The sequence below is a fragment of the Paenilisteria riparia FSL S10-1204 genome (assembly GCF_000525995.1).
GTDB lineage: Bacteria > Bacillota > Bacilli > Lactobacillales > Listeriaceae > Listeria_A > Listeria_A riparia.
On the sequence record NZ_AODL01000011.1, the window covers coordinates 1 to 24,879 of the forward strand.

Here is a 24,879-nt window from a genome sequence, read left to right on the forward strand (position 1 = left end):
CTTAATTTGGTAACGTTACCAAATTTATTTCTAGCTTGTTATCGCTTTCAACAATAGACTATCCCATTAAATAAAAAAAGTCAACATTTTTTTTTTGGTAACGTTACCAAAAACTTGTATCGTGTATCGAAATAATGTAGACTAGAGTTATCAATCCAAAAGGATGGAGATTTATGAAAGAGAAAAATAACAATTCAAGAAATTGCAAAGCTTAGCGGGGTCTCTGTTTCTACGGTATCACGAGTACTAAACAATAGTCCATCTGTTTCTAAAAGAAAAAAAGGAAACGTATTCAAGATGTGATTGACCAGCACCAGTATACGCCTAGTGTGTTTGCGCGTGGTATGATTCATCGACAAACTAAAAATATTGGCGTTATTTTACCAGATATTTCGAATCCATATTTCGTATCATTAGTTGCGGAAATTCAAAAATGTGCCTTGGAGCAATTTTATTCTACGATTGTTTTTAACACGTTACTTGCAGGGCCAGAAAGTGATAAGACGAAACATCATTTGACGGAAGAGGATTATTTGCGGATTGTTTTAGAGAAGCAGGTAGACGGTGTTCTTGTTCTTGGTGGTGAGATTGATAAGGAAGTTTTGTCCGAGTCTTACGTTACCGCTTTGAACCAACTGCATAAACAAGTTCCTGTGCTCGTTATCGGGAGCAAACGGGAAGAACTGGACTGTCTTTTTGTAGAACGTGATTTAAAAAAGGGTGTCACGACACTGGTTACGCATTTGACAGCGTTAGGACATCACAATATTGGCTTTATCGGCGGAGAGCGGGGGGTCAAAATTACAACATCACGTGTGGACGCTTTTCGCAGTGCGTTAAATCATTTTTCGCACCCAGTTCGAAAAGAGTGGATTGAGTTGACGGATTATTATGTGCCTGCGGGTTATGAAGCATTGATGCGGCTTGTCGAGCGCTCATCAGAAGATTTGCCGACAGCGCTGGTTGCGATTAATGATAGTGTTGCGATTGGCGCGATTCGGGCGATGAAAGACAAAGGGATTCGCTGCCCAGAAGATATCGCGATTGTGAGTTGTGACCAGTTTTTAAATAGTGATTTTCAAATTCCACGGTTAACGACGATTGATCAGCATAATGAATACTTGGGTAAAATTGCAGTCCTGCAGTTAATTACTGCGATGAACGGAGATTACGAACAAACTGTTATCAAGCATCAGCCTGAACTTATTGTCCGAGAATCTTGCGGTGCTACTAATTAAAAGAGGAGTTTATGATAGTGGAAAAATACTTGATTTGCACAGATATAGACGGCACGCTAATAACGAAAGACCAACAAGTACCTCCAAAAACGTTGGCATTGTTGCAAAAGCTTATTTCACAAGGACATCACTTTGCCGTTTCTACAGGAAGAATGTTTCAAAGCGCTAATAAATTCGCAAAAATGGTCGATGAAAAAGGTAGTGTCATTTGTTCGAATGGGTCGATTGTGAATGTGGAGGGGGAGGTTCTGTTTCGAGATGGTTTGAGTCCAGTTAGCATTCTTGCTGTGTTTGAGATATGTGTGTCTCATAAAATGCCATTGTTCTTTTTCTCGGAGAATACCGTTTTTTATACGATGCGACCACCTGCCTATATTGCAGATGAGGCGGAGCAGGGACGAGTGAACGGCACGACATTAGTTCATTTAAAGTCTAAAGAAGATGTGGTACGTCACCAAGATGCTATTATTAACGCGATTACGATTGAAGAGGAAGCTCCAGAGAAGTTGGAAACGGTTCGGAAGGCGCTTCAAGAGGTGGAAGGCGTTAGAACATTGTCTTCTCATTTCAACAATATTGAAATTTTGCCAACAGGTGTGGATAAAGAGCATGCTGTAGAGCGGTTACGGCAACATTTGGATGTGAAGCTTGAGCATGTCATTGCATTTGGAGACGGCGAAAATGATTTGCAAATGCTTCGTTATGCGGGGATGGGAGTTGCAATGGGAAACGCTGCTGATTTTGTGAAAGACCATGCGTCTTATGTTACAGCTTCGAATGAAGAAGAAGGAATTTATGAATTTTTAAAAGCACATATTTGTTAAGTAAAAAAGATTTCCTGATAGCGACGGGGAATCTTTTTTTATTTAGGAAGGTATCACAGAACTGTGAATATCATCATAAAATTTTTCTGGATGGAAAATAATGATTGTGAGATTTAATAGGTGTTAAGAATTTTTTAATAGCCAGCTTATTTGGAATTTATATCTAGGAGATATGATTGAGTTAGTAACAATTTCGAATAAAAAGGAGATTTTAAAATGAGACAATCAAAAAAAGCTTTATCTACTTTGTTAATTGCGACGACGATTATTGCAGGGGTGGCTCCACAGGTTGCGCCGGTCGGTGTAGTGGCTACGGAACAAGGTGTGAACGCCGTGGCAGAAATTATGGAAGTGCGGGCTTTGAACGCGATGACTTTACAAATTAAGTTCGGTGGGACATTGCCGGCAGCGGATGTTGCGGATGCGAATTTGGATACGATTAAGGGACATTTTCAGTTTAGTAATGGATTGCAAATTGTGAATGTGCCACGTTTGAAGTCGGGTTCGACGGATACGTATATTGTGCCTGTGACGGTGCAAACGCCAGGGGCGGCTTACACGATGCGTTATAAAGGCGGCGCGGCGCAAAATTTTACTGGTAGTGGAGAAAGGTTAGCGATTCGTGATACGAGACAGGTTGAGGCGGATACGTTTGAATTAGAGTCGTTCCAAGCGGATGGCGTGGTGGATTATGCGAATATTATTGCGGCTTATGCTGGTGGACGCGGAGATCAGGCGTTTGTGGTGGATGATGAGAATCGTGATGTGAATGGGACGCAGTTTCAAGTGATTTCGTCATTGCGGGATCGGAGCGTGACGGTGACGGGGAGTAATGGGGAAACGTTTACGGCGAATTATGTGCCATTTACGCAAGCATCAGATCGTCGTCAAGCGCCAAAATTCCGATTGCCTGCTGGAAAGGTGCTAGTTCCGGGTGTGGCGTATTCAGTGTCGTCGAATTGGACGGATATTCGAAATGCCACTTTTACGGCGCGTGCGATGGAGCGTTTGAACATTGCTTCGGCGGAATTTGTGGATGCGAAGTCATTTAAATTAACGCTAGATGCTGATCCTGGGATGGACTTGTTGGCTGGACGCAGTGTTGTTTTGAAAGGATCGGATGGCAGTGAGTTGACGGCGAATTATCGTTATTCTTCACGCCAAGGTGCGACGGGAACGTTTGATGTTGCTGTTGGCAGTTTGAATGAGAACATTTCTTATGAGATTTTACCGCAAAATAGTTGGGCGAAACCGACGAGCGTGACGCTTGGTGATGCGAAACAAGCAGCATACAAAATTGAATCATTAAACGCGATGACATTACAAATTACGTTCCCTGAAGCGTTGCCTGCTGATGAAGTTGCAGATAGTAATTTGGATACCATTAAATCTAATTTTGTTTTTAGCAACGGTTTGAGTATCGTGAATGTGCCTCGTTTGAAATCGGGTTCTAAGAGCACGTATATTGTGCCTGTGACGGTGCAACAACCTGGGCAGACGTATACGCTAAGTTATAAAGGAGCAAACGCTGAAACATTTGTGGGTAGCGATAAGAAAATCAATATTCGTGATTCTAAGCAAGTGACGAACGATACATTTGAACTAGAGTCGTTCCAAGCAGATGGCGTAGTAGATTATGCGAATATTATTGCGGCTTATGCTGGCGGGCGCGGGGATCAGGCTTTCATTGTTGATGATGAGAATCGCGATGTTAATGGGAAACAATATCAAGTTATTTCTTCCTTACGCGATCGTAGTGTGACACTGACAGGTAGCAACGGCGATGTCATCAAGGCAAATTATGTGCCATTCACACAAGCTTCCGACCGTCGCCAAGCACCGAAATTCCGCCTCCCTGTGGGCAAAAAACTAAAATCTGGCGTAACATATACTGTAACATCTGATTGGGCAACTGTTGCCAATGCTAGTTTTACGGCCAAAGAAATAGCTCCTTTAGTCATTTCTAAGGCAACACCAATAGACGCGAAATCTTTCGAGTTAACATTAGATGCCGATCCGACAATGGACTTGTTTGCTGGGCGTCAAGTTGAACTTCAAGGTTCAGATGGGACGAAACTTACAGCCCAATATCGTTATTCTTCACGTCAAGGCGCGACAGGCATTTTTGACCTTGTAAGTGGCGAGATTAATGCCGACGTTGTATACACGATTGTGCCGCTAAGTGACTGGGCTACAGCGAATAAAATTACGTTAGGTGAAGTTAAAATAGCACCAACTCCAGAAAAACCAAGTGTGTCAGGTACCAATACTAATAAGGCGTCAGTAGATAAACCAAGCGTTTCAGTTAAGACATCGACAGACAAACCAAAAGCTAGCCAATCAACTAGTCAAAAAGATTTGCCGAAAACAGGAGATAAGGCGCCTATCGTTCCAGTGACTGCAGGATTAGGAGCGATTATTGCAGGAACCTATCTACTATTGAAACGTAAATTATTTAAATAAATGAAGTATATAGTGAAGTTGAAATCCAACTAATCCAACTAATTATTTGCCATAATGAATACGAAAAGAAGGTTGTGCGTCAACACAACCTTCCAGTCAGAGCCGTCTGGGATGGTAGCTGAATAATAACAAGTTAAGAGATAACCGTTACTTTGGGCTAAAGTAGGAACGGTTATCTCTTTTTGTCTTTGTCTCGATCAATATAAAGAACTAGCATTGCAAAAGAAATTGCTAATGTCAGTGCTTCGTATATGCTCATCTATATGTATATATTTCACAAAAAAGTCTAATATCGTTTAAAAAGAACGATTAAGGGGTTAAAAAGAGCCGCTAGCTGATATAACAATCAAATAGCGGCTTCTATTATTTATTATGGTAGTAATGGAATGTTTTGCGTGATTTGTTGGATGGGACTGTTAGAGTCGAAAGTGTACGCGCCGACTAAGCGAAGTCCTTGTAGTGCTGGTGGAACAACTCCTGTATATACTGGGCTGTATCCATTTTTTCCATCGATGCCAATGTAAATTGTTTTATCAAATGCTAACTTATCTAATGTAAATTTAGTAGTTAATGAAGATGTTGTTACCGATTGAATGACGTTACCAAAGGGGTCATATGCTGTAACAGTTGTTGCTTTACCGAACTCTAATAGGTCTTTCTTTCCATTCTTGTTCTTATCTACAAACAAGTCCCCAGTAATTACTGGAAGTTTGCGGATGCCGAATGGAAAGTCATTTGTTTTTGTGAATTTCAAAGCTGTTAAGTCATAGGAATTACCCCAGATGTCTACTTTTGCAAAGCGCATAGAGGGGATATTATTTAGTACGTTAACGATTGACTTTGCTTGTCCTAGCGCGGTATTCACGGAAGTTCCAGTTTCTTCGCCCAGATATTTGTCTACATCTACTTGTTCTATCGCGTTAATTGCTTTGGGTAGGAATGCTGCTAATGCTTTAATGTAGTCGTTATTAGGTGTTGTAGAAATATCGCCAGTGTTTAGCAATTCTGGATTATCTAAAATTCCTTGGATGTCACCGCCAGAGATGATGTCAATAAGCGCAGTTACTTTATTTAAGTTACCAAGTAAGTCACCAACTGTTAGGTTAAATGGTGAGCGAACCATAACATATAAACCTGGATCAACATTAGGCATCATAATCGCTGCGTTACTAGCACTTGTTCTAAACAAAATAGCATCTTCAATATCTAAACTTCCGCCAAGTGCGCTAAGAATCTTAGAATTTAAATCAAGATTAGCCAGACGACCGCTCGAAATTAAATCTTGTGTTTTCTCTAAGTTGATGAAAATCATTGTTTTGCCATTTACGATGGACTCGTTGCTGTCTTTAACGCCATTACCATTCAAATCTTCAAAAGTTGTCATCGTTAGGTTCGTTGTTTTCTTTGTTGCTAAGTCAGCCCAAGTGACGATGTTTATAGTATTAATAGAAACTGCGACAATTCCAGGAATTTGTTTTCCTGCTGCATCTTTCGCAGAGTTAGCTTGGATGACTGGTTTAGTTGTTGTTTCTGTTCCATATTTCAGGAAGTAGTCCCCTTTGACTAGTTTCGTGAAATTGTAAACACCTGCTGCATTTGTTTTTGCGGTTGCGACAATGTTTGTGCCTGATTGTGCATCAGCTAATGTTTTGTGAAGTGTGACTGTCATGTTGTTAAGTGGTAAATCTAGGTTGCGTAATTCCATGATGCCGTTACCGTTTGTGTCTGCGTAAATTGTTCCAGAAATCGTATAAATAGCTGGATTTAGAATACTTGCGTTTGCTGCTGGCGCGAAAGATGCGAAAAGAATTGCAAAAATCATCGCAAAAACAGCGATTTGCTTGCTAAAAAAGCGTGTCATTGTATTTCCCCCTTTTATTAAGTTATACAATTAGTCTATAGGTACGCCTGATAAAAGGCAATGGGGGTTAGAAAAGCGGCCTTTTTTTGAATTATTACATATGAATTTTGAGTGAAGAGTATTTTTTGTTACTTTTTATGTTAAATTAGTTTATAAATAGGCAGATTGTTAAAGATAAAACGTTTGTTGTTAATTTAACAGATAATTTTGTGAGAAATGATAATACTTCCTTTCACTTCTTCAATTTCGAGAATGAGCAAAACGGGTGCAATCTATCATGCAATTTAGAGCAAAAGATTCATAAATATTTCACATTTTGACTTTTTTATACGGGATTGAATTCGAACACCTTCAAAAGAGTTATAATTGATAATTTGTTTTGATTCCCATCGAATATGTCATCGCTCCTGTGACATTTCATTTGTTTTTATAGAAAGCGTTCTCATTTATAATGGAACTTGTACAGGAAAAGGTTAGCGCTAAGAAAATAGAGCTTGGAGTGAATAGAATGGAAATTATGACGATGAATAGTATTAATGTGAATGTAAAAGGAACAACAAAATCAGAGGTTTTGCGAGAGTTTGCAGATATGGCATTTGCCAATGGAAAGGTGTCGGATGCTGCTGGTTTTTATCAAGATCTTTGTTTGCGGGAAGAGGAATCAACAACAGGCTTTGGCGGCGGTATTGCGATTCCACACGCGAAATCGGCTTTTGTAAATGAAGTTGGTGTTTTTGTGGGACGTGGAGAGAACGAAGTGGAGTGGGACGCGTTAGATGGTGCGCCGGTGCACTGCTGGATTTGCTTGCTTGTGCCTGAAACTGGTGGACAAGAACATTTGCGTTTGTTATCACAATTAAGTCGTAAGTTGATGGACCCAGAGTTCGTTGCGAAATTAAAAGAGGGATCAGAGCAAGACATTTTAACATTAGTTCAAGGCGTTATTTCATAAAAAAGGGAGCGAATAGAATTGGCAGGTTTAAATATTGTTGCAATTACAAACTGTCCAGCGGGGATTGCCCACACGTATATGGTTGCAGAAGCACTAGAACGAAAAGCAGTTTCGCTTGGATACACGATTAAAGTAGAAACACAAGGCGCGAGTGGTGTTGAAAATCATTTAACACCAGCAGAAATTAAAGCGGCAGATTACGTTATTTTAGCGTTAGGACGGACAATTAGTGAGGAAGATCGGTTCCGTTTTGCCAATAAAAAAGTGGTGGAACTTAAGGTTTCAGAGGCTTTGAAGCAAATTGAAACGATTTATGATGATTTAGAAGGAAAAGCGACTGTCTTTACAGCAGAAAAAAATATTAAAATGGGAAAACAAGAAGTACCTACTGGTAGCGTCATGAGTCATTTGATGGCTGGAGTTTCTGCAGCATTGCCATTCGTTATTGGTGGTGGTTTGCTCGTTGCTATCGCGAATATGTTAGTACAGTTCGGCATGCCATATGTCGATATGGCGAATGGTGACCCTTCATTCACGTGGGTTGTGGAAACAATCGGTTATTTAGGATTCAAGTTTATGATTCCAATTATGGGTGCCTATATTGCGAGTTCAATCGGGGATAAGCCTGCATTTGCTCCAGCCTTCCTAGTGACATATTTAGCGAATGATAACACGATGCTCGGCACAGAGTCGGGCGCTGGTTTCCTAGGCGCTGTCGTACTTGGTTTAGCAATCGGTTATTTCGTGAAATACTTCCGAAAAGTCAAGCTGGGCAAGGCGTTGCAACCATTACTTGGTTCAATGCTGATTCCGTTTGTGACGTTGTTTGTGTTTGGTATTTTGACATATTACGTGCTTGGTCCTGTGATGGGCGGCATGATGGACGGCATGTTGCATTTCTTGAACACGATTCCAACAGAAATGAAATTAGCAGCTGCGTTCTTAGTTGGCGCGATGTTGGCATTTGACATGGGTGGACCAGTGAATAAAACGGCCTGGTTCTTCTGTTTCTCACTGCTTGACAAAGGAATTTATGATTGGTACGCGATTGTTGGGGTTGTGGCGTTAATGCCTCCAATGGCAGCGGGAATTTCGACATTTATTGCTCCAAAATTATTTACAAAACAAGAAAAAGGCGCGGCAATAAGTTCGATTATCGTTGGTTCCACAGTAGCAACAGAGCCCGCGATTCCATACGCGCTTGCTGCACCATTACCAATGATTACGGCGAATACGCTTAGTGGTGGTATCGCAGGGATGTTGACAATTATGTTTGGCGTGCAGCGACTAGCACCAGGAATTGGTATTTTTGACCCGTTGATTGGTCTAATGTCGCCGTGGTACTGGTTCTATCTTGTATTGGCATTTGGTTTAGCGCTTAATATTTTCTTGATTATCGTTTTGAAAACTTGGTGGATGAAACGGAAAGAGGCGAAACAAAAAAATGGAAATGAATTTACTGAAACAACTGGTGATGGCATCGGGGACTAGTGGTGACGAGCAAGAAATCCGCGAAATCTTATATAAAGAATTAGTAAGTCATGCGGATGAAATTACGTTCGATGGTTTGGGCAGTTTTATTGCGCGTAAAGGTTCGCGTGGCCCGAAAGTCGCGATTATTGGACATATGGATGAGGTTGGTTTTATTGTGAAGCATATTTCGCAAGATGGCTTTATTTCATTTGATACGGTCGGTTCGTGGTGGAATCAGAGCATGTTGAACCATCGCGTGGAAATTAGGACACAGACAGGGAAAGTGGCTGGTATTATCGGCTCGATTGCGCCTCATGCATTGAGTGAAGCGGATAAGGCGCGTCCGATGGAACATGATGCGATGTTTATAGATATTGGCGCGGACTCTGCGGAAATGGTAGCGGAGATGGGAGTTGCGGTCGGTGACTTTGTTTGTCCAGAGCCGAATTTCACGAATTTGACGCCAAATCGTATTCTAGGCAAGGCTCTGGATAATCGTGTGGGCTGTGCGCTTGTTGCGGAGCTGTTCAAACGCTGTGACAATGACGAGATTACGCTATACGCTGTGGCTACTGTGCAGGAGGAAGTTGGACTTCGCGGTGCGCAAACATCAGCCGAGGCAATTAAACCGGATATCGCGATTGTTGTCGATACGATGGTAGCTGGGGATACGCCGGGATTTGATACGATAAAATTTCCGCTAAAACTCGGTGCTGGCGCGGCGCTTGCCATCTTTGACAAACGCTACATTCCGCATCAAAAGTTAAAACAAAGTCTGATGGATACGGCAAAATCGATTGGCGAACCGCTTCAGTTTTGTACGATGAAGACGGGGGCCACGGATGGCGGCCGATATAATGTGATGGGAGGCGGGCGCCCGGTTGTGGCGTTTTGCTTACCGACACGGTATTTACACGCCAATTCTTCGATGATTTCCAAAGCAGATTATGATAGTTTGGTAACATTGATTGGGCAGTTTTTGACGGAATATAATGCACAGAAGCACGAAATGATTTGTAAATATATCTAATGGAAGGCTCGGCGGACGCGCTGGGCTTTTTCAAGAAGAGGGTGCACAGGATGGGAAATTATGATTTTAACAAAGTAATCGATCGCAAAAATACATATTGTACGCAGTGGGACTATATTCAAGACCGTTTCGGTGTGGCTGATTTGTTGCCGTTCTCGATTTCAGATACGGAGTTCCAAGTGCCGACGCCAGTTCTTACGGCAGTTCAAGAACGAGTAGCGCATGGTGTTTTTGGCTATTCGCGCTGGAACCATGATGCTTTTAAAAGTAGCGTCACGAACTGGTACGCCAAACGTTTTCAAGCAGATTTTGATTCGGAGTGGGTGCTTTATAGTCCGACGGTTTGCTATTCGATTTCGGTATTATTGCGTCTGAAAAGTGCCGAACAGGATAAGGTTGTTGTTTTTTCACCGATGTATGATGCTTTTTATGACTTAATTCGGGAAAATAACCGAGAGCTAGTAGAAAATGAACTTTTATGGGATAATGGGGAGTATTGCATTGATTTTGAACGCTTGGAGGAGCAACTGCGGGATGCAAGCATTTTCTTATTAACAAATCCGCATAATCCGACGGGACGGGTCTTTAAAAAATGGGAATTGGAGCGTATTATTGCGATTTGTTCGCAGTATCATGTTTTTCTAATTTCGGACGATATTCATATGGATATTGTATATGGTGATGCGAAATATTTACCGATTCTGGATGTTGCGACAAATCCGCAAAACATGTGCATTTGCAGTTCTGCGAGTAAGACGATGAATACGCCGGGACTCATTGGCTCGTATTTGCTTGTTCCTGATGCAGCGTTGCGAACGGCATTTTTGAAACAATTGAAACAGCGCGACGCTCTATCTTCTGTCAGTATATTAGGAATGTACGCGACAATGGCAGGCTACAACGAAAGCGCGGATTATGTCGACGAACTCGTAGCCCATTTAGAAGGAAATATGCACTACATCAAAACCTATTTTGACGAAAAAATTCCTGAAATTAAGTTCTGCATACCAGAAGGAACATACTTGGCATGGCTTGATATCTCGGCACTCGACGTGAGCAAAGAGGCCTTGCAAGAAGCCCTGATACATGTCGGAAAAGTAGCGGTGATGCCAGGTGAAACATACGGCGGTAAAGGATTTTTACGTTTAAATATCGCCTGTTCACGAACGAAACTTATGGATGGTTTAGAACGGATGGACAAAGCAATTCAAACATTGAGGAGGTAAAGCGATGCTAAATCAGCGACAAGTACAAATCATGGAACATTTAGAACATAGCAAAGCAAGTGGTTTGGAGCTCGCAAAAATCACGGGAACCTCTAAAAGAACCGTTTTGCGCGATATTTCTCAAATAAATTACCTTCTTGGTGAAACGGGTGAGGTGATATCGAATCCAGTAGGCGGCTATCAGCTTCATATTCGCGACAAGCAAGCCTATATGAATTTGTTGCACCAGTCTATGTATGATGACGAACTTATTTTGCTTGAGCTATTATGTCATGATTTCAGAACACTTGATGATTTGGCAACCACTTTATACGTATCCAAACCAACATTATCTGAAAAAATCGTGTTTTTACGTAGTCACTATGCCAATCGTCTGGCGATTAAATCCAAGCCGAACTATGGTCACTATTTAGACGAAACAATCACACGAAAATTAATTTTGTTAGCAAACTTAATTGATAAAAACCCCGCCTTCTTTTGCAACCGCTTGGGTATTTCGATGGATGACTACAATGGGCTTTTACAGACTGTGCGAACAATTGAGATTAGCGATTACTATCCTAATATTCATTCGGCGCATTTTGTGAGCTTACTTTTAGCTGCGCAAGTGTTGGGGGATGAAGCAGGAGAGGTTGCGTCCTTTTTCTATGCATTCGATATTGGCGAGGCGGCTTGTACCTTATTGACGTCATTCACTTCCACGCAAAAACAAAGAAGTTCGCGTGTGACGGTAGAACAGGTGCAGCAAATGCTACAGCGTTTGGCAGAACAATATAATACTTCTGTGTACGATTTAGAATTAGTGGAGCAATTGACCGCACATTTGAAGCGAAGCATCGCATACCCAATTCTTCTACACGACCGGAAATTGCATAATATCGCGAACATTAAAGCAGTTTACCCACTAGCTTTTGATTTGAGTATTGCTTTTGTAGCCCGTGCCAACGAACAATTTGGAATGGAACTTTATGATATTGACTTGATTGGACTTTATTTTTCGTGTGCGATGGAACGGATGAAACAGCCAGCTTCGAAAGTGCTTCTTTTCTCTGATCAGTACGCGGTGGCTAGTATCAACAAGCAGATGATTGAAAAAGAGCTGCCGGCAATCGAACTTATTTTAGTCATGCATCGCCAAGAATTAAATTCCGTGTTAGAACAACAGGACATCAAGCTTATCCTAAACAACGCGCCATTTCAAGAAGTGAATAGCGATGTCACGCAAATCTCAATCAAGCAAGTGATTACAAAGGCTGAACTCCAAACGATTCAAGACACGCTAGAAAAAATAGATGTGCATAAAAATATTAAAACGTATTTCCCGGAAGCACTGGCGATGAATTACCGAAATAAGTTGAGCGATAATTGGGATGCTGTCATCGCAGGGATTTGCAAACAGCTTGAGGCGAACGGGACGCTGAGTGAAGAGGAGACAGTCAAAATTAAAGAACGGGAGCAAAAAGGTGATAATCTTGTCATTAATCACCTCGCTGTTCCGCATTGTACGACCCAACGAAACCAAGCATTTTTTGCGGTATTTGTGCATTTGATTCACCCTGTGGAAGTCGATGGAACGTTGGTGCAGAACGTTTTAGTAGCATGCGTGAATCCAAATGTTAGCACGGAACTGAAAGTTTTTAGCTACTTGTATTATGTATTGAATGAGCATGAGGAAGAAATGGTTCTTGGCATCGAAGACTATGCGTCTTTTATTGCATGTATTGAGAAGTGAGATTATTTTTTCTAAAAACATAAAAAGGCTTGAAAAGTAAAGGAACACTTTGCTTTTCAAGCCTTAAATTTTGTTATTTGCCGAACAGGACAGCGAAGGATTTACCGTTTTTAGCGGAGGTGTTCACTTGAATTCTCCAGTTCTTGCCGTATGTTGTGACGGTAGCTTCAGCGGACTTGCTTTTTAGTTTATGACCAGCGAGTTTTGGAACGAGGAAGACAATGCTTTTTTGTTCCATTGTGGGGTCGGATAAGGTCACTTTTTCTGTTGTGGAGGTTTTGCGAACCATCATGGCGCCGCGAGTTTGACCGACATAGCCGTTGACCGTGCCAGGGTTACGGAATGTGCCAATCCAGAGGTTTTGGGTTTTATCGAAGACGGCTTGCTGGTTTAGGTTGTTAGCACGAATTTCGATGTCAATCTTCTTGCTGTATGCTTCTGTCGCTCTTTGGTTTCGACCTGGTAGTATGATATAGCTGTAGCTTTTATTTGTTGGCTTTTTGCCGTGGGAAATGGTGATGCCAAAATAGTTAGAGCTTGTTAATGCTGATCTGTTCCGCGTATTGAGGGTGTTCCAATTTCCAGTTCGGGTCTTTTTATAGACAGTTGTAGTTGTGGCAGTAGGGAATACATAACCAATATTTTGTGCAAGCGTGATGCCTTTTAAATGCGCCCATTTTGTGTTTCCAATTGTTTTTGTTTGGCCAAGATTTAAGGCCTGTCCATTGACAGTGAAAGTATTATAGGCTGTATTTGATAGTTGCCGATTTTCGACGATAGTCTCGGTGTTTAGATTTTCTTTAGAAGTAATGCCAGCTCCTAATGCGACAATTCTATTATTTAGGAAAAACCATGATTTTCGGGCTTCTAAACTGCTTCCTGTGACGTTCTTCATATTGTAGTGCATTGTTGCCGCGCCATTTGTGCCATCAGAAACACCACCAGACCAAGCTTGTGGATTGAGATATTTAGCATTATCTACAGTAATAGGTCTTGTTTTATGGTCCGTTGTTGTGCCAGCAAGACTTGTCATATCAACAGTTCCATAGTATTCTCCTTTAAACGCATTGTCACCGTTGTACAAATAAAGAGCGCCAGTTCCAGTGTAAAATCCTAGTTTATTTGCCCCAGTGATGCTTTCAAAGGCGGAGACTTTTTTCGAGAACATGCTAATTCCGGCTACATAGTTTGGTTTTGTATCAACCATTTGGCTCGCATAACTCATCATCTTATTTTGCGTACGACTTGGGTATACGCCACTAATGCTTCTATTTTGCAGTAAGCTTTGGAAGGACTGAGCTTGTGCTAAGGTTAGTGATTTATAGAAATCGGTGCGCAATGAGGCATGGACAATGGATGATTTTGTCAAGATGGCATATTTTTTACGATAGGCTAGATTCCCATTTTTTTGGCTGACAGTAAACATATCGTAGAGGAGGTTGTTGCCAATTTGTTCGCTGGTAACGGCTTTTAAGGTAACGCCCCGCCCGCGAGTCATATCTAATGGTTCGTTTTTATAAAGCACTGGCGAGTAGGTTGTATCAAGATATTTAAACATCATTGGGAGGGAACGAAATGTTCCTAATGTTGATGTGCCGCTAAAGATTTGATAAAAATCGGCACTTCTAGCAAGAACATCAGCGCCGTAACCAGTCGTGTACGGTGTATTTGTATGCTGAATAAAGGTACCATCTTCATAAAAACCATCGCCGCTCGTAACAGGCATATAGACTCTTTTCAAGATATCATTACCGAGCGTGATTTTGCTTTGGTTATTGCCTAAGACGCCGCTCATAATAATGACAAAGGCTTTATTCACTCGGTTGGCACCAGTTCCTAAATAACGATCTGTAGCAACTTTTGCTGGATTGGCTTTATTCACACCTTTTAAATAAGTTTGCAGCTGGGTATTAGTCAGATCCGCCTTCATCAAAGTTAGCGTATTGACTAAAGAGCCCGGAGTGGCAATTTGCATGTCATACCAGTTTCCATAAGTGTCTACGGTTCTTTCATTGTAGGCCTTAGTGTAAAACCAATTCAATGCGTACAAAATATTTTTTTTCATAGCAGGATTATGATAGTATACGGAATTAGGGGTTTGATATAAGGTTGCCATTTTTTCGATATTGAGCGCTGTTATTGTTAGTTGAGTAGAATTTGTTTTCCAAGAGGTAATATTGGAGAAAAGGTAGTTTTTACTGGGGTTTGTATTCAGCCTACTAAGGACATTTTGTTGTAAATCGCGTTCTTTTTCGGCAAGTGTCAGTTTTAAAGCGGTATTTGATTTTGGAAAAGCTTTTCCAGTTAGCGCTGTTTTCCAATTATTAATGGACGTGTTTCGCTCGACGGCAGTTTGCGCAGATACATTATCCAGACTAATAATCACAAGCAAGAAGGACAGCAACAGAGCAACCAGATATTTTTTCATGATTTTCACACCTCAATCTTCATATTTTAGACACATTTAAGTGTTTTTTAGTACTTTATTATACATATTTCCGAAAAAAACGTGTGAAAAACGACACATTATAGTAAAAATGGTCTATTTTAGGGCAAAAAAAGATGAAATATCGCAATTTAATGCGGTATTTCATCTTCTTTAGAAAAATATTATTTTACATAAAAAAACTTTTAGCGTTCTGAGTTATTGAAGCTACTTTACTTTACCGAGGTCCATGATTATTTTGATTGCAAATAATAGAATAATGAGTGGTAAGAATACGCCAGATATATTGCTAGTAGCAAGGCTGTTTGCTGCGGATAAGAGCATGAAAACACTTAGCGCGAAGTACAGCATTTTAGGTACGACAATATTTTTGCGTAATTTTGCATAGTTGTTAAATAATAACAATGAGAAGATTGCGTACAATATGAAGAACGCGAACGCAACGATTTTGGTAGTGAGCATTGCTTGGGCAGCACTGTCCGAGAGTCCTTTTGTCGATAATGTGAACAGATAGAATACGCCGAGTAATGTCAACAATGCATATAGTGCGCAGACAATGGCGATTGTTAGCGTCATCCAACGCGGATTTGAGAGTTGCTTATAGACTACTTTTTCATCCAGTTGATTTTCCATATTTATAGATGCTCCTTCAAAAAAGATTTGCTTCTATAAATGTAACATAAATTTATAAAGAATGCATGTGACGTTTTGCACTAAAAAAGTACATTGATAAAGGCCACCAAACCACCGCGAAAATCGGATAAATCGCCCAAATCACACTCGGTGAAAACGACCAGTTCATGCCAATCATAAAAGTACTAATCCAAATGCTAGCTTGAACAGAGTAGGCAAAAAAGCTTCCTTTACGCGCATGATACAGCGACAAAGGCCACCAACCAACCGCAAAAATAATCGCGATAACCCACGGTGCATCCGGTGAAAAAGCAATATTTAGCAAGGCATAATAAAGACTTGTCACAACAGCACCAATAATAGCAGCCGTCATCGTATACGCCCTTTTTTCAAGCATCGTGAAGACAGGCCAGAATACGAGCGGATACGCCGCATAAAGCACCCAAAGTACATCAGGCGTTTCTCGCAAATTAATAACCGTGAGCAAAATAAGCAAAACAAGGCTTGTAAACCATGCGAATTGTTTCAAATTTTGGCGGTATACGAAATACATAGATAATGGCCATAATAACAGGGCAATACAAGGATAAATGCACCAGTCAAGCGTTGGCGTTAAAAAGAAATTGAGTGCCACTAAGAAAAACATGCAGATGGCGCTCCCGACGACTGAAAAACTGACTAAACCTCTCAATTCAAAGCCCTCCCTTGCAGGCGAAGGCATCTAAAGTACATAGCGAGCGGCCACCAAACGATACCAAACGCAGGGAAGATGACCCAAAGCACGTGTGGTGTGTAATAAATATTGATAAAAAGCAACAGTCCGATGATGAGCGCTGCGCCAATGAGAGAAAACTGGAAATGCGTCCAAGCAAGATAAGATTTCGGTATCTTCACTCGGTATTCCGCCAATTCCTCACGCAAATCCGTTAAATCACCAAGTTCGACGATAGCCTTATTGATAGCATCCTCTTCGGATTTCCCTTGCACCATCAGTACATCGACCTTATCTTCCAAGCTCTGCAAAATTTCTTCTTTCATAAGCAAACTTTCTTCAGTGACCGGAATATCATTAAAAAGTTGGTCGATATGTTTTTTTATAGTTATCATTTTCAAAACCTCCAAAATATTCAAAATGTAACTGCGCGCACAGTGTTCTATCTGATAGAGTAATAATAACACGGATTACTCTATGTGTCAAAGTAATTGTTGGGAGCGTTACGAACGCAGTGAGTTACGCTCCCAACATAAGCGTGAGCGCCAGCGATGGGTTAATCCTCTAACTCCACGAAAGTCAGCACAGAATGAGAAAGCACTGTAGACACAGAATAGAGAACCAAAAACCAGTGAGAACGCAGTGAGTTACGCTCCCAACATAAGCGTGAGCGCCAGCGATGGGTTAATCCTTTAACTCCACGAAAGTCAGCACAGAATCCAGCAAGCATTTCAAGCACAAAATGAAAATCAACAAGACCCAGTAAATTCCTCCCCATGTCACAAAACTTCTTAAAACTCTAATATTTTGGTAATAGTTTATTCATCTTTTAGGGGTAAAGTAAGTCTATAAGATATCAGTTCGGGAAAAGAGGTTATGGGTTATGTGGCGGAGAATTGCTTTATTTGGAGGATGTTTATTTTTAGCAGTTGCGGTATTTGGATCTATTAAGGCCTATTCCGCGAAGGTCAAAGATGCGGACTTGTCGAAAACGACACCGATTTTGCTAGTACACGGGACGCATGGTACGGAAAATTCGTTTAACGGCATGATTTCACGAATGATTGCCACATATGGCCATTCTTCTGACAAAGTTATTATTACTGTCAAAAAAGACGGCACGCTAGTATACGATGGGACGTTGAGCGATAAATCTAAGAATCCATTTATCCAAGTCGTATTTGAAAACAATGATGCACCGATAGATCAAGAGGCAAAATGGGTCGATGCGGTGATTAAGGACATTCAGAATAAATACAACGTGACGCAGTTCGATGCGATTGGTCATTCCAACGGTGGTTTGGCACTCACAACCTATGCGGAAAAATTAGCGGATGACGCAGCGCCAGTGATGGAAAAATTAGTCGTGATTGGGACGCCGTTTAATGATTTGGATGAGGAAGATAACGCGGCGACGGCTGATTTTATTGATGTGGCGAATCGGACGGAAGCATTGCAAGATTACATTGCCAACAACGGAAAGTTAGATTCCAAATTGCAAGTCCTTTCGATTGCGGGTGACTTGGATGATAATCAGGTTTCAGACGGTGTCGTTCCTGTACAGAGCGCCTTGTCCTCACGACTTATTTTTGCAAATCAAGTGGCATCCTATAGTGAAAAAATTGTGACGGGAAGCAATGCGCAACATAGCGATTTACATGAAAATACAGCAGTAGATGCGATTATCGCTAACTTTATTTATTAAACGATCATTTATGGTCGTTTTTTAATGCGTTGCTATACGAAACCTAACCTTGCGAATACACGCGAAAACAGCTATAATTTGGATAAGACGTAATGAAATTTTGAAAAGAGGTTTTTGAAGAATGGACAAAAGCTCGATTTACGGGTTGACGTTGGCGCAGCTTGGTGATTGGTTTGAAGACAAGGGCGAGAAGAAATTCCGCGCAACGCAAGTGTGGGACTGGCTCTACGTGAAGCGCGTCACTGAATTTTCGCAAATGACGAATTTAAACAAAGCATGTGTGGATATGCTGGATGAACATTTCACGATGCACACATTGAATGAACAAATTAAACAAGAATCGAAAGACGGAACGACGAAATATTTATTCCAACTTTCGGATGGTAACTTAATTGAAACAGTTATGATGACGCATTCTTATGGACTTAGTGTTTGTGTAACGACACAGGTCGGCTGCAACATCGGCTGTACTTTTTGTGCGAGTGGGCTTTTGAAAAAGCAACGTGATTTGAATGCTGGCGAAATTGTCGAGCAAATTATGAACGTGCAGCATCATTTAGATTCGAAAGGAAATGGCGATCGTGTAAGTCATATTGTGGTGATGGGAATCGGCGAACCGTTTGATAACTATGATAATGTGATTGATTTTCTTCATGTGGTGAATGATCAGAAAGGTCTAGCCATTGGTGCGCGTCATATTACAGTTTCAACAAGTGGTCTTGCACCGCGCATTATTGATTTTGCAAACGAGGATATTCGCGTCAATTTGGCGGTATCATTACATGCGCCGAATAATGATTTACGTACACGCATCATGCGCATTAACAAGACATATCCGCTTGAGAAGTTGATGGAAGCGGTCGAATATTATTTGGAGAAAACGAATCGTCGTATCACCTATGAGTACATCATGCTAAAAGACGTCAACGATCACAAACAAGAAGCGTTGGAGTTGGCGGCTTTAATTGGTGAGAAACGCCATCTTGCATGGGTGAACTTGATTCCGTATAATCCAGTAGATGAGCATGACCAATACCAGCGTAGCGACACAGCGGTAATTGATGCGTTCTACGAAACATTAAAGCGTAAAGGCATTAACTGTGTGGTACGTCGTGAACATGGAACAGATATCGATGCAGCGTGTGGCCAATTACGTAGTAAACAAATCAAGAAAAAAGGCGTTCGTGAAAGAATGCGTGAAAAAGCGGAAGCAGAAGCAAAACAAGCAGCCGCTGAGTGAGAGTGAAATAAGGAAAGGGTTCGCATCTGATTGCGGACTTTTTCTACATAGGTGAGGGGTCGAAAATAATGAAGGCATTGATTTTTAATGAGTTTGGCAGTTCAGATGTATTACAGTATACAGAAATTGCGGATGCTGTTGCAGGACCAGGAGAAATTTTACTTAGTACGACGGCAATTGGACTTAATTTTGCGGATATTTATCGACGGAAAGGAAACTATCATTTAGTGGGGGACGCGCCGTATGTACTTGGATATGAAGGTGCGGGAGTCGTTGTTGGGCTTGGTGATGGCGTGACGGATTTTGCACTTGGTGAGCGTGTTGCGTTTGTGGATGTACCGCTTGCGAATGCTGAGCTTGTGGCGGTTCCTGTGAACAAGGCGATTCCGATTCCAGATGGCATTCATGACGAGATTGCGGCTTCGGTTCTTTTACAAGGACTGACGGCGAGCTATTTGGCAAAAGATAGCTACGCGATTCGTTATGGCGATGTAGCGCTAGTTCATGCCGTTGCTGGTGGCGTCGGTCAAATGTTGACGCAAATTATTACGTCACTTGGCGGAACTGTCATCGGTCTCACATCTACAGAAGAAAAAGCCGAAGTAGCACGGAAGCTCGGCGCAGAGGAAGTTTTGCTATACAGTGACAATTGGGCTGAAAAACTAGCTGGAAAAATCGATGTAGCTTATGAATCGGTTGGCTCCACATTGATGGACAGTTTTCAAACCGTTCGCGATAAAGGCGCTGTTGTCTTTTACGGCATGTCAGGTGGCGATCCAGTGTCAGTAGATCCACGCATGCTAATGGACACTTCCAAAACGTTGACAGGCGGGGATTTATGGAGCTTCCTAACAAGCAAAGAAGAACGCATAAAACGTTCCAAAGCCTTATTCGACATGATTATCGCAGGCAAAATTACTGTTAACCAACCACGCAAATTCCCGTTGTCTAAAGGAAAAGAAGCACATGATCTACTAGAAAGCAGAAAAAGTACTGGAAAAATATTGCTAATACCATAAGAAAAAGCGAGTACAAATCCATTTGTCGGTTTGTACTCGCTTTTGTTATGCTCGGCGATCTAAAATCATATCTAGTTGAGCAAAATCGGTCGATGAAGGTGGGATATTCCAAAGTAAACCATCTGCTTCAATATTTTTTTGCTCATAGAATGGAAAATCGCTAATAATTAAATCAATATGTGGGCTTGGAACGTGTACTTCTGTTTCATCGCAAATAACGAGCTGGTCCTGTGAATATTTCTTGCGGATTTCGCCACGCAAGTATTCCTCCCATAAATAGCCGTTTTCGGAAATAATTTTAACGTGAAGTGCATCAAAATCGCTTTTTTGAATAATAAAGAGCTTATAAATTTCAACAAGTCGATTCACAATTAATGGCCTGTTTGGGCGAATAAATCGATAGTCAGGATGATTTTCATATTTGGTTAAAGTGTTGCGAATATGGTCACGCAGGGCAATTTCTTCTGCGGACATTTTTGGAGGAGGAATTTCGGGTAAAATATTAGCTTTATCAATGAATGAAAAGCGGGCGAGGAAATCAATAGTCTCTCTAACAGCAAGATCAGGCTTGTCAACAGGATAATAATCGCTTAAAAGCTCTACTAACTCTTGGGCAAGTTTGTACTTTGGCAGAAAAGCTTTAGGATTAGTCTTAGCGCGGATAGTTAAAAACCACTCATTCGTATGCGTAAAATGACTCCAAAACATTGTAATAGCAATAAAGTAACGCTCACAGGAACTCAACTTGTTACCAAAAATATTTTCCAAAATACTGTAATCAAGTGTACGTCCTTCTGGCTGAGAATGGAGAATTTCCGTCCAAATAGCGATGTCTTTTGCGGGCAATGTGAACGCATGCGCTTGCTTAACGCGAGTCAATGAGACGGCAATGGAAATGGCATACTTAATTCTGGATGATAACGAGAAATGCACATGGTAGAAGGCTTCAGCTTGTGAAATGAAAGCATCAATGATTTCGTAAGGTATGTTTGGGAAAGGCCATTCCGTATAAGGATAAGATTTGCTGTAAATCTGGTAATAGAAAAAGCGTATATTGACTTCTGGTCCTTTGATGGCTAGAGGCGTCGTTTCTAATACAAGATTACTTTCAGCCAGATAGGCATCAATTTTGCGAACGCGACGATAAATGGTAGGGAGGCTAACAAAATGTTCTTTCGCCCATTCAGCTAAATGTATGGCTTTTTCCTCAAAAGCATCTGTTGCTAGCGAATAAAGATAGGAATTACTTAAGACAATCGCATAAAGGTAAGTAAAGTTTACGTGCTCACCAACATCAAGGCAGATATTTTTAGCATCATCCTCATAAACATAGGCAACTTCCTTATTAAACAGCTCTTGAAGTGACATAATATCAGTTTCTAACGTTCTTGTAGAGCATTGAAGTAGGTTTGCGAGCTCTTTCTTCTGATAGTTTTGGTCGGTTTTGAATAATGTGTGTAGTAATCTTAGTTTGCGATACTCCGATGCGACAATTAAATTTTTCATACGGGTACGCTCCTAACTATTTATTTAAAAAGGGCACAGGGACAACATTTAGTGATACAAAATAACGCCCTACCTATTGCAGGTTCGGCGCTATCAAGATGTAAAAAAATTTAACTTTGTAAACTATAACACAAAAATATGTTTTTGTCATTAAATTCTAATTAAAAAATGCACAATAAGACAATCGGTAATGTAATAATACTCAGAACGGTACTAATGAATGTCGCGCTAGAAACAAGATCCGGTTTTGTATTGAATTGAACCGCCAAAAGTGTTGTATTCGCAGCAGTTGGCATGGCCGCAAGCAGAATCATAATTTGTTTTGTCATGGTATCGACCGGAAGAATTAATGTAAACAATAGTGCAATAAGAGGTGAAATCGCCAGTCTTAAAATGAGTGACATCGAAACTTTCGGGATATCAATTCGGCGAAATGAGATGACTGCGAGCTGCATTCCAAGCACGATCATAATCGTAGGAATCGCTGCATCCCCAACGAGTTTCACACAAGTCATCACGCCAGCTGGAATTGGCATATGTACAAGCTGTAGCAAAATACCAAGCAATGCCCCGTAGGCAACAGGCATTCGTACAACACGCCGCCATACCATTTTCATACTCGCATTCTGCGCACTTCCCCGAGCTGCAAAAAAGACCCCAATGGTGCTCATCGCGAGTTGCTGTAACACCATTAAAATAACCGCAATATCAAGACCAGCCGCACCAAAAATCAGTAGTACTACAGGTGTCCCATAATTCCCATTATTCATAAAAGCAGAAGCTAGAATCATCGCGCAGGCATCTTGAATATCATAATTCATCACTTTCGCAATCACATAAACAATCGCAATAATCGACAAACAAAGCCCGATTACAAAAATAAACAAGTATAAATAGTCTACCGTCAACGCATTCGTATAAAACGTGTTAAACGCCAAAAACGGTGACATTAAGTAAAGCGTTAACTTCGACAAATTTGGAATATCGAATTTCAGCGTTTTCTGCCCAATAAATCCAATCGCAAAAATGCCGAAAATCGGCAACAAAATCAAAACAAACTCCATATAAAGCCCTCTTTTCTATGAGTCTGGGATATAACCCCAATGATAAATCAACAACAAGCACTCGACTGGTGTAAAGCGAAATTTTCCGTCTTACCCAGAAAAGATAATTCGGTGGTATTGCTCTATTTCGACTTGTACCCAATCTTATCTTAGCATAAAACTAAAAGCAACACACCGCAAGTTTGCACCGGATGTGTTGCTTGATTCTTATTTTGCTAATGTTTTCTTACCTTTAGGTCGAATATCTTTCACGAATAGACTTAGAATCAAGCCGACAACCGCGAAAGCAACAGCAACGATGAACGCAGCTTTCATACCATCAAGGTTTGCTGTTAGCGCTTGACTTTGGAATGCTTGTGGATCAGTCATTGCCAAAGCTTTTTCGGGCATGTTATTTTTCGTTACATTACTTAGTACTGTAATTAGAATCGCTGTACCAATCGAACCGGCAACCTGGCGAATCGTGTTATTGACCGCAGTACCGTGACTCATCATGTTCAGTGGCAACGAGTTCATACCCGCTGTAGACATTGGCATCATTACCATTGAAATACCAAAGAAACGCACAGCATAGAATACGATAATGTACATTGTCGACGTGTCCTTCGTTAAGAACATGAACGGAATTGTACCCGCTACAAGTAAGGACATACCTACAATTGCCAGTAATTTCGGACCAATTCTATCAAAAATAATACCGGTAATTGGACTCATAACACCCATTACGATGGCGCCTGGCAGTAGTAATAGACCAGAGTGTAGCGCCGTATCGCCGAGAATATTTTGAATGTAAAGAGGTAACACGATTTCTGCACCAATCATCGACATCATAACAATGGCACTAATAATAGTAGAAAGTGTGAAAACTGGTGATTTGAAAACGCGAAGTTCGAGCATTGGTTTTTCCATTTTAAGTTGGCGCCAAATGAATAGAATCAAGCCGACAACTCCGACTGCAAACATGGTAAGCACAACGCTGTCCGTCCAACCATCTGTACCCGCGCTACTAAAGCCGTAAAGCAAGGCACCAAAGCCGATTGTCGAAAGTGCGATAGAAAGAATATCGATTTTTGGATTCGTCAGTTCGACTACTTTTCTCATTGCGAAAAGAGCGAAGAGAATATCAATAACGGCGATTGGAAGCAAAATAATGAAAAGCATGTGCCAATCATAGCTATCAACAATCCATCCTGATAAAGTTGGCCCGATAGCTGGCGCAAAAGCGATAACAAGTCCGACCATCCCCATTGCCGCGCCACGACGATCTGGTGGGAAGATAAGTAAGAAAATGGTTTGCATAAGAGGCATCAAAATTCCGGCCCCAGCGGCTTGGACAATACGCCCAATAAGTAACCAGGTAAAGCTGTCAGAAAAAGCTGCAATAGCAGTACCGATTGTAAAAACAATCATTGCGGTTAAGAATAATGTTTTCGAGTTAATTTTGCCAATAAGCATGGCCGTGATTGGGATCATAATCCCGTTCATAAGTAGGAATGCAGTTGTTAACCACTGCCCTGTTGATGCTGTAATATCCAGATCTTTCATGATGTGAGGCAAAGCTGTTGATAAAATTGTTTGGTTTAAGATAGCGACGAATGCCCCCACAAGCATCACTGTCATTAGTAGCATTCGGTTGTACGGCTTACCGTGAATATCCACCGGCTTTTCCGCATGTGTCGTTTGTGTCATGTGTTTAATCTCCTTTTGCTTCGAGTAATTAGTTAACTTAATTAACTATTTGATTATATGGCAAAT

At 41.1% G+C, this 24,879-nt stretch carries 18 protein-coding genes and 1 pseudogene; 11 read left to right on the plus strand and 8 right to left on the minus strand.

All coding sequences use genetic code 11. From position 1 onward, the window contains the following. Positions 1–186 precede the first annotated feature (186 nt). The 3 genes and pseudogenes from PRIP_RS08550 to PRIP_RS16750 all read left to right on the plus strand — a co-directional run bounded on the left by PRIP_RS08550 (position 187) and on the right by PRIP_RS16750 (position 4,525). A pseudogene (locus PRIP_RS08550) lies at positions 187–1,238 on the plus strand (LacI family DNA-binding transcriptional regulator). A 17-nt stretch (positions 1,239–1,255) separates the two neighbouring features. Continuing rightward, on the plus strand, positions 1,256–2,062 hold the full coding sequence (locus tag PRIP_RS08555; protein WP_036100824.1) for a Cof-type HAD-IIB family hydrolase: 807 nt from the start codon (positions 1,256–1,258) through the stop codon (positions 2,060–2,062). A 216-nt stretch (positions 2,063–2,278) separates the two neighbouring features. Then, positions 2,279–4,525, plus strand: a complete 2,247-nt coding sequence (locus PRIP_RS16750) for an LPXTG cell wall anchor domain-containing protein (protein ID WP_077912962.1) — start codon at positions 2,279–2,281, stop codon at positions 4,523–4,525. 370 nt (positions 4,526–4,895) lie between these two features. On the opposite strand, the gene PRIP_RS08565 is transcribed toward PRIP_RS16750, so the two are convergent. Beyond that, complete coding sequence (locus PRIP_RS08565; RefSeq protein WP_036100825.1) at positions 4,896–6,386, minus strand: SdrD B-like domain-containing protein; 1,491 nt, start codon at positions 6,384–6,386, stop codon at positions 4,896–4,898. Between the two features lie 508 nt (positions 6,387–6,894). Here PRIP_RS08565 and PRIP_RS08570 point away from each other — a divergent pair. The 5 genes from PRIP_RS08570 to PRIP_RS08590 are packed head-to-tail and all read left to right on the plus strand — an operon-like array spanning position 6,895 to position 12,799. After that, entirely contained in the window at positions 6,895–7,338 is a 444-nt protein-coding gene (locus PRIP_RS08570) for a PTS fructose transporter subunit IIA (RefSeq protein ID WP_036100826.1), read from the plus strand. 18 nt (positions 7,339–7,356) lie between these two features. Next, a complete protein-coding gene (locus tag PRIP_RS08575) occupies positions 7,357–8,829 on the plus strand; it encodes a PTS fructose-like transporter subunit IIBC (RefSeq protein WP_036100827.1) in 1,473 nt (490 codons plus the stop codon). After that, on the plus strand, positions 8,783–9,841 hold the full coding sequence (locus tag PRIP_RS08580) for a zinc-binding metallopeptidase family protein (protein ID WP_036100828.1): 1,059 nt from the start codon (positions 8,783–8,785) through the stop codon (positions 9,839–9,841). The genes PRIP_RS08575 and PRIP_RS08580 overlap by 47 nt, the downstream gene beginning before the upstream one ends. Before the next feature lie 50 nt (positions 9,842–9,891). Continuing rightward, the gene (locus PRIP_RS08585) at positions 9,892–11,067 is read left to right on the plus strand and encodes a MalY/PatB family protein (RefSeq protein WP_036100829.1); all 1,176 of its coding nucleotides are present in this window, start codon (positions 9,892–9,894) and stop codon (positions 11,065–11,067) included. Positions 11,068–11,071: 4 nt separating this feature from the next. Next, complete coding sequence (locus PRIP_RS08590) at positions 11,072–12,799, plus strand: PTS sugar transporter subunit IIA (RefSeq protein ID WP_036100830.1); 1,728 nt, start codon at positions 11,072–11,074, stop codon at positions 12,797–12,799. 73 nt (positions 12,800–12,872) lie between these two features. Here the strand turns inward: PRIP_RS08590 and PRIP_RS08595 are convergent, their stop codons facing one another. The 4 genes from PRIP_RS08595 to PRIP_RS08610 all read right to left on the minus strand — a co-directional run bounded on the left by PRIP_RS08595 (position 12,873) and on the right by PRIP_RS08610 (position 16,985). Then, on the minus strand, positions 12,873–15,227 hold the full coding sequence (locus tag PRIP_RS08595; protein ID WP_036100831.1) for a polysaccharide lyase 8 family protein: 2,355 nt from the start codon (positions 15,225–15,227) through the stop codon (positions 12,873–12,875). Positions 15,228–15,452: 225 nt separating this feature from the next. Beyond that, positions 15,453–15,878: a hypothetical protein gene (locus tag PRIP_RS08600; RefSeq protein ID WP_036100832.1), complete on the minus strand. Its 426-nt coding sequence runs from the start codon at positions 15,876–15,878 to the stop codon at positions 15,453–15,455. A gap of 52 nt (positions 15,879–15,930) precedes the next feature. Further along, on the minus strand, positions 15,931–16,569 hold the full coding sequence (locus tag PRIP_RS08605) for a hypothetical protein (RefSeq protein WP_036100833.1): 639 nt from the start codon (positions 16,567–16,569) through the stop codon (positions 15,931–15,933). Next, complete coding sequence (locus PRIP_RS08610) at positions 16,566–16,985, minus strand: permease prefix domain 1-containing protein (RefSeq protein ID WP_036100834.1); 420 nt, start codon at positions 16,983–16,985, stop codon at positions 16,566–16,568. Before PRIP_RS08610 ends, PRIP_RS08605 begins: the two co-directional genes overlap by 4 nt. Positions 16,986–17,473: 488 nt before the next feature. Between PRIP_RS08610 and PRIP_RS08615 the strand changes: the two genes are divergently transcribed. The 3 genes from PRIP_RS08615 (at position 17,474) to PRIP_RS08625 (ending at position 20,554) form a co-directional block, all read left to right on the plus strand. Then, complete coding sequence (locus PRIP_RS08615) at positions 17,474–18,295, plus strand: alpha/beta hydrolase (RefSeq protein ID WP_052008825.1); 822 nt, start codon at positions 17,474–17,476, stop codon at positions 18,293–18,295. A gap of 121 nt (positions 18,296–18,416) precedes the next feature. Further along, on the plus strand, positions 18,417–19,535 hold the full coding sequence (gene rlmN / locus PRIP_RS08620) for a dual-specificity RNA methyltransferase RlmN (protein WP_036100835.1): 1,119 nt from the start codon (positions 18,417–18,419) through the stop codon (positions 19,533–19,535). 68 nt (positions 19,536–19,603) lie between these two features. Continuing rightward, the gene (locus PRIP_RS08625) at positions 19,604–20,554 is read left to right on the plus strand and encodes a quinone oxidoreductase family protein (RefSeq protein ID WP_036100836.1); all 951 of its coding nucleotides are present in this window, start codon (positions 19,604–19,606) and stop codon (positions 20,552–20,554) included. A 45-nt stretch (positions 20,555–20,599) separates the two neighbouring features. Here PRIP_RS08625 and PRIP_RS08630 read toward each other — a convergent pair whose 3' ends face one another. From PRIP_RS08630 to PRIP_RS08640, 3 genes are all read right to left on the minus strand, one after another. After that, the gene (locus tag PRIP_RS08630) at positions 20,600–22,060 is read right to left on the minus strand and encodes an AcpB/EbpR/MafR family transcriptional regulator (RefSeq protein ID WP_036100837.1); all 1,461 of its coding nucleotides are present in this window, start codon (positions 22,058–22,060) and stop codon (positions 20,600–20,602) included. 161 nt (positions 22,061–22,221) lie between these two features. After that, the gene (locus PRIP_RS08635) at positions 22,222–23,124 is read right to left on the minus strand and encodes an AEC family transporter (protein ID WP_036100838.1); all 903 of its coding nucleotides are present in this window, start codon (positions 23,122–23,124) and stop codon (positions 22,222–22,224) included. A 207-nt stretch (positions 23,125–23,331) separates the two neighbouring features. Next, positions 23,332–24,813 carry a DHA2 family efflux MFS transporter permease subunit gene (locus tag PRIP_RS08640; protein ID WP_036100839.1) on the minus strand — a complete coding sequence of 494 codons (1,482 nt, stop codon included), beginning with the start codon at positions 24,811–24,813 and terminating at the stop codon, positions 23,332–23,334. Between the last annotated feature and the right edge of the window lie 66 nt (positions 24,814–24,879).